This is a genomic window from Candidatus Thermoplasmatota archaeon, assembly GCA_029907305.1.
Lineage (GTDB): Archaea > Thermoplasmatota > E2 > DHVEG-1 > DHVEG-1 > JARYMC01.
This window is the reverse complement of sequence record JARYMC010000090.1, coordinates 1-5,683: the sequence shown is the minus strand read 5'-3', so window position 1 is coordinate 5,683 and position 5,683 is coordinate 1. Positions and strand designations below refer to the sequence as shown.

Sequence of the window (5,683 nt, the reverse complement as noted above, 5' to 3'; positions counted from 1 at the left end):
TACCATGGAACGGGATGGACGCCATCGTGATATTTTTAAAGTAGTTGCATAATTACAAAACGAGAGACATCCATCTCTTTCAGGTATGCAAAAAAACGATATGGATTCTCTCCCTAAAAACCTAATTTACGGGCAACACTGGAAAAATCAACTTTTTATAACATCCTCTCAATTAATCTGTTTATCTCTTTACCACGGTAACCAAGAGCACCACCTTTAACAAAAGACATTTTTATACCATCGTAGCCTTTTTTAGGTGGGCTAAGCCTAAATATTGGTTTAACATTTGGTATTTCCTTGTAACTAATTTTTTTTTCGATGATCGCTTCTGAAAGCATCTCTACGTTATCATATGATGTAGCAGATTTGATATAATCATCTGTTATATCTTGATCGCCTTCTAGTTTACCCCTTCTTTTTATTAGTTTTGATAACACCTCTCTATCTATTTCACCCCATGTAACATAGTCTTTAGCAGTCTGTAACATACCCTTCGTACTAGGAGTTTCTTCTACTAATACACAATGATTTGCTCTACTAAGAGAAAGTAATTTCAATGTTTTTTTTATATCAGGTTTTATGTTAACTGTTCCTCTAACCCTAACTACAGCGTACACCATTTTACATCGCCCCTTGTCCTGTTATTTGATTCTTTTCCGGTGTTGATTGAATGCTTATACCACCAGATATTATGTTGATTTTTTTAACCTCATCTTCCATAACCCTGGTTTGCGTGTTTTCCCTTAGAGCATTGAACACAGCCTTTGCGTAGTTTACAGTGGTTTTTGTTTTTCCCTTTGTGAAAGTCCAACAATCTTTTATACCTGCTAGTCTCAGGATTTTTTTTGCTACATCACCGGTAGCTAGTCCAATGCCCTGTGGAGCTGGTTTAAGTGTTATTTCAACGCTACCACTTTTTCCTTTTACAGCAAATGGTACTGTATGTGCTTTTCCACAGCCGCATTCCCAGGAGCCACATCCTCTCCTTATCTCTACAAGGTTGAGTTTTGCGTTTTCTATAGCTTTTCTGATGCTTGACCCAACCTCTTTTCCTTTTGCTTGTCCGAGTCCTATGAAACCATCTGAGTTACCAACTGCTACTGTTATAACAAATTTTACTCTTCTACCTGAGTCTGTCATCCTTTGTACCATATTTACGTCTATTACCTCATCTTCTAGACCCGGCATTAGTATATCTACTATCTCTGATTCTCTCAACGGTAAACCTGATTTTAGTGCGTCGCTCATTGTGTTGATCTGCCCGTTTTTAACCATCTTCCCTAGATTGGTTTTTGGGATCCAATCTATTATTCTAGTGGTTTTTTGTTCCTCGAAATTTTTTGAATCTTGTGCTGTTAACCTGCTTTCATCTCGTCTATTCTGCGCCATTATTTGCCTCCGATGATTTTATCTTTAATATCTTTGACAGATGGTTCTATCTCTTTGTTTAGGTGTTTGCCAAAAAGTCTTTCATCGCTTGGTATTTTTTCTTCGTTGAAAGAACATTCAATGCCTGCATCTAAAACTCCTTTTAGCGCAGCAAAAACCTTTGATCCTGTAGCCGGCGTGTATCTCCCTATATCTAGCACCCCTTCTTTTATCCCTTTATCTACTGCTCGTTTACCGGCTAGTAAACCTGTTAGGTATGCAGCGGGTGTTGTGGATGTTGAGTATTTCCAGTTGTATTTGCTTGCAAGTTCTTTTGACATAGCTGACACAAGAACCTTGTCACCTATCTCGTTATATTCAACGAATTGAACCTGGGTGTTTTTTATTGTTTTTCTAACTACTATCCTAGTTTTTCTTGATTTTAAAAGTGCAAGCCTCTTTCTGTAATCGGTTTTTCCTTCTCTTCTTCTACGTGTTTTGATTTTGTAACGGGGCCCATGCGTCATTGTTTTGTTTCCTCCTTCTTTATAATCTTTATAAAACCATCAGATATAAGATGTGATTCTAAATGGCTTTTACTTCTAAACTCCCCGCCTTTTGCTCTCTGGTAGTACCTACGGTAGGTTGCTGCATCAATCTTTTTCTCGTCTCTAAGCTTAGCTAGATATGCTCTTATTGGTCTTATTGTACGTATCCAACGTTCTTTACGTGGCAGACGAGCATAAGCTGCTCCTTTTCTTGAACCATGTCCACGACGTCTGCCTTTCTCTTTCTGTTCTTTTCTATAGTTTTTACGTCCACTTGATATACCCTGTATTTGTCTGCTTTTAATTGCTTTACCATGAATTAGAACCCTAATATCATCCTTGGTAACTGCTTTAGCGATCTCATCAACCCTATCATGGTCAATCCAGACCCTGTTTACACCACATTTAAGAATAGATGCTGCCATTCTCCGCTGGTTTCTTAAATCAGTCATAGCCTTTCTTTTTCCTCCTTTTACAGGTTTAGTATCCTCAAACCTAAATCCTCAGCTTTTTTCTTTATCTCAACGCGTTTCTTAGTCCCAACTGATCCACCTATTCTCGCAGCTTGGGTCTTTGGGTTCAATTTCTCAAGATCGCGTGCGTTGTAAACAAGAACCTCTTCAAAACCAGATGGATGTAAACCACGGGTTTCTTTTGGTCCCCTGAAACCAACACGTACTACACTTGGTCTGTAACCAAGATGCTTACGAAGCTTAGATGTCATACCACGTGGCCTACGCCAATTTTTCGGTATACGTTTGTATCTAAACCATTCTTGTCGTAAAAACTCTGGTGTCCTATTTTTAATCCGTTTTCTTATTAAAAGACGTTTCTTCAAACTTTCATTAAGCTCAGGTTTTATCTTAGCTTTATACTCTTTTTTCTCTTCCTCTACAATTTCTACTTTCTCCTCTTCAACTTCTTTCTCGGGCTCTGGTTTCTCTTCAGGCTCTTTTTCCTTTTTTGCTTCCTCATATTCTTTTTTGCTCTTCTTTGTTTTAGTTTTTTCTTCTTTTTTTTCTGTTTTTTTTCCACTTAATTGGTTTTTAATTTCTTTCGCAAGTTTTTCGTTTATCCCTTTAACCTTGGTCAGATCTTTAACAGACGCTTTTTTAAGTTTCTCCATGGAAGTAAAACCGTTTTCATATAAGAGCTCAGCCTTTGCTTTACCAACACCTTTTAACGACGAAAACTCCTTGATAACATCCTCTTTGGTCATAGTCTACCTAGCTCCCTTAATAACCTTGTATATGCCATCTTGAAAAACCCTTATATCCCTATTTTTAACAAGAGTTGCACGCTCTATATTAGCAACTGTCTGCCCGACTTTCTCTTTATCTATACCTCTAACTATTATATCTTCCCCTTTGATCTCAACATCAACGCCATCAAGGATTTTAGCTCGACGAGCAGAACGTTCACCAAGGAAATTCTGTATCACAAAATCGTTGCCATCAACAGATGTTTTTATAGGGAAATGAGAAAATACTGTTTTCATCTTGTACTCAAAACCTTCTGTTACCCCTTTTATCATGTTCCTTATATGAGCAACGACTGTTCCAACAAGTGCTTTTTCTTTCCTACGAGTTGATTTACTTTTTATCTCTATATCTCTACTATTTACTTTAATTTCTATTTGAGGATGTGTAAAATCTCTTGATAACTGACCTTTTTCACCTTTTATTGTTAAAACATTATTTTCTAATGTAAAATGGAGCTGATCTGGTATTGTTATCTTATCTTTTATCTCAGTTTTCTCTGTTTTTTTAGTCATCTTTCATCACCTATCGCATTATTTAGTAGACATATGCTAGTAGTTTCCCTCCGATACCGTTCTTTTTTGCCTCTGTGTGTGATACTATACCCATGGTTGTTGTAAGTATAAGTAAACCAAAATCACGAGCTGGGAGATACCTAGCCTCCCATTTTTCCAGTTCCTCTCTTTTAACCGGGTATCTTGGTTTTATTACACCGCAATCGTTTATATGCCCTATTAGTTGAACTTGGAAGATCCCTGATTTACCATCATCAATATGTTTAAACTCACCTATGTACCCTTTTTCTTTTAGGAGACTTAGAACCCCCCCTATCAGTTTAGAAGATGGTTGTATTATGCATGTTCCTTTTCCTTTTGTTTCAGCGTTTTTTATGGTGGATAACGCATCTGCCAGTGGATCATTTAACATAACCTTTTTGCCTCCTCTTTTTATGAGAATTTTTTAAACCCAAGTTCCTCAGCTTTGTCCCTAAAGCATTGTCTGCATAGATGAAGACCGTATCGTCTTATTATTGCTCTTTTTCTCCCGCATCGTTCGCATCCTTTGATTCTACCATAGAATTTTTTTCTTTCTTTTATTTTCATGTTTATACGACCTCCACTTTGAACTCTTCTGCGAAATATTTCATGGTTTCTTCTCTTGTAACCTGATGTTTTCTCGGTATTTTCGCTCTGTTAACACGTCTGTGTTTAACTCTATAACCTGGTTTTTCCATTGTCACTGCTATATCCATACCAAATATGCCTATGCTTGGGTCGTATTTTTGATCTTTGAAAAGCGTGTGATCTGGTATACCAAAGGATAGGTTTCCTTGATCATCAAATGAGTAATCAGCCATTTTATTCTCCCGTATCTTTAAAGCTTCTATCAGGAAATCCGTCGCTTTTTTCTTACGTAACGTAACCTTGCATCCTATAGGCATCCCTTTTCTGATACCCCAATCTTTGTTAGTGGTTTTAGAAAGTGTCTGGACTGGTTTGTTACCAGTTATATTTTTCAACACAGTCTCAGCTTTACTGAGTTTTTCACCAGCTTCACCTACTCCTATGTTTATCGTGACTTTTGCTATCCTAGGTTTGAAAATATTTTTTTGTTTCTCATTTGCCCCAGTTTTTTCCTTATTTTTTGTTTGTTTTTTTGTAGTTTTTTCTTTGTTCATCATATTTTCACCTCAGGCAAAGAGATCACTGGTTTGTCTTTTCCAATCGGGAAAACATAATCCTTAATCGTTAAAAATTCTACATCGGATTTCATTTTTGTGATATTTGGTTTTGGCGATGGTGTTATTTCTACATCTAAAATATTTGCTATCTGACCTGAGTGGGATCCACCGATTATCATAGCAACAGTTCCTTTGTCAAATGGGTAAACGTCTGTTATTTTTTTGTCTGATAAAGAAATTTTTAGTACATCCCCTGTTTTATACTCGTCTTTTTTCACTAATATGTTTTTGCCATCATGTAAGTTTAGTTGTACTCTGTTGCCTTTTACTATAGTTTTGTTTTCAATTCTGCATAGTTTCCATTCAGCATTCTCAGATGTTATCTCTGTTAGTGTAAGTTTTCCTATTCTATCATATAAGACCCTGTAGTTTTTCTTTAACTTTGGTATTGATATAACATCCATTAAACCACATGGGAATTTGATGTCTTTTCTTTTAATCCCATCTACTAGTATCTCCCCGTTTGATACTATCCTTTTTGCTTCTTTGTAGGTGTCGCATAACTTAAGGTAGTCTCTAACAATTAGACCAAGAGGTATTGATTTGTCTAATTTATGTGGACCTGGCATTGCTCTTATAGTCCATTTTTTCTCTTTTCTGTGTAGTTTCAGTGTCCTTGGTGCGTTGAGTTTTTTAAGATGCTTGCTCATTTATTTTTTCCTCCTCTTTTTTCTTTTTGGTTTTTGTTGAAGTAGTTTTTTTCTTGTTTTTCTTTTCAGTTTTAGGTTTCTCTTGTTCTGTTTCCTCAGTTTTTTCTTCTGTTTTTG

Annotated in this window: 10 protein-coding genes; all 10 read right to left on the bottom strand. The window is 36.4% G+C overall.

Features of this window, described 5'->3' with window-relative positions:
- Positions 1–155: 155 nt before the first annotated feature.
- The 10 genes from QHH19_06490 to QHH19_06445 all read right to left on the bottom strand — a co-directional run bounded on the left by QHH19_06490 (position 156) and on the right by QHH19_06445 (position 5,566).
- Complete coding sequence (locus tag QHH19_06490) at positions 156–617, bottom strand: 50S ribosomal protein L30 (GenBank protein MDH7517972.1); 462 nt, start codon at positions 615–617, stop codon at positions 156–158.
- Positions 618–621: 4 nt separating this feature from the next.
- Positions 622–1,308 carry a 30S ribosomal protein S5 gene (locus QHH19_06485; protein MDH7517971.1) on the bottom strand — a complete coding sequence of 229 codons (687 nt, stop codon included), beginning with the start codon at positions 1,306–1,308 and terminating at the stop codon, positions 622–624.
- Between the two features lie 80 nt (positions 1,309–1,388).
- Positions 1,389–1,895, bottom strand: a complete 507-nt coding sequence (locus QHH19_06480) for a 50S ribosomal protein L18 (GenBank protein ID MDH7517970.1) — start codon at positions 1,893–1,895, stop codon at positions 1,389–1,391.
- A complete protein-coding gene (locus QHH19_06475) occupies positions 1,892–2,368 on the bottom strand; it encodes a 50S ribosomal protein L19e (GenBank protein ID MDH7517969.1) in 477 nt (158 codons plus the stop codon). The genes QHH19_06480 and QHH19_06475 overlap by 4 nt, the downstream gene beginning before the upstream one ends.
- A gap of 20 nt (positions 2,369–2,388) precedes the next feature.
- Positions 2,389–3,135: a 50S ribosomal protein L32e gene (locus QHH19_06470; protein MDH7517968.1), complete on the bottom strand. Its 747-nt coding sequence runs from the start codon at positions 3,133–3,135 to the stop codon at positions 2,389–2,391.
- A 3-nt stretch (positions 3,136–3,138) separates the two neighbouring features.
- Entirely contained in the window at positions 3,139–3,690 is a 552-nt protein-coding gene (locus tag QHH19_06465) for a 50S ribosomal protein L6 (protein ID MDH7517967.1), read from the bottom strand.
- A gap of 22 nt (positions 3,691–3,712) precedes the next feature.
- Complete coding sequence (locus QHH19_06460) at positions 3,713–4,102, bottom strand: 30S ribosomal protein S8 (GenBank protein ID MDH7517966.1); 390 nt, start codon at positions 4,100–4,102, stop codon at positions 3,713–3,715.
- Positions 4,103–4,122: 20 nt separating this feature from the next.
- The gene (locus QHH19_06455; GenBank protein ID MDH7517965.1) at positions 4,123–4,278 is read right to left on the bottom strand and encodes a 30S ribosomal protein S14; all 156 of its coding nucleotides are present in this window, start codon (positions 4,276–4,278) and stop codon (positions 4,123–4,125) included.
- A 2-nt stretch (positions 4,279–4,280) separates the two neighbouring features.
- Entirely contained in the window at positions 4,281–4,856 is a 576-nt protein-coding gene (locus tag QHH19_06450; protein MDH7517964.1) for a 50S ribosomal protein L5, read from the bottom strand.
- Positions 4,853–5,566: a 30S ribosomal protein S4e gene (locus QHH19_06445; protein MDH7517963.1), complete on the bottom strand. Its 714-nt coding sequence runs from the start codon at positions 5,564–5,566 to the stop codon at positions 4,853–4,855. The genes QHH19_06450 and QHH19_06445 overlap by 4 nt, the downstream gene beginning before the upstream one ends.
- Between the last annotated feature and the right edge of the window lie 117 nt (positions 5,567–5,683).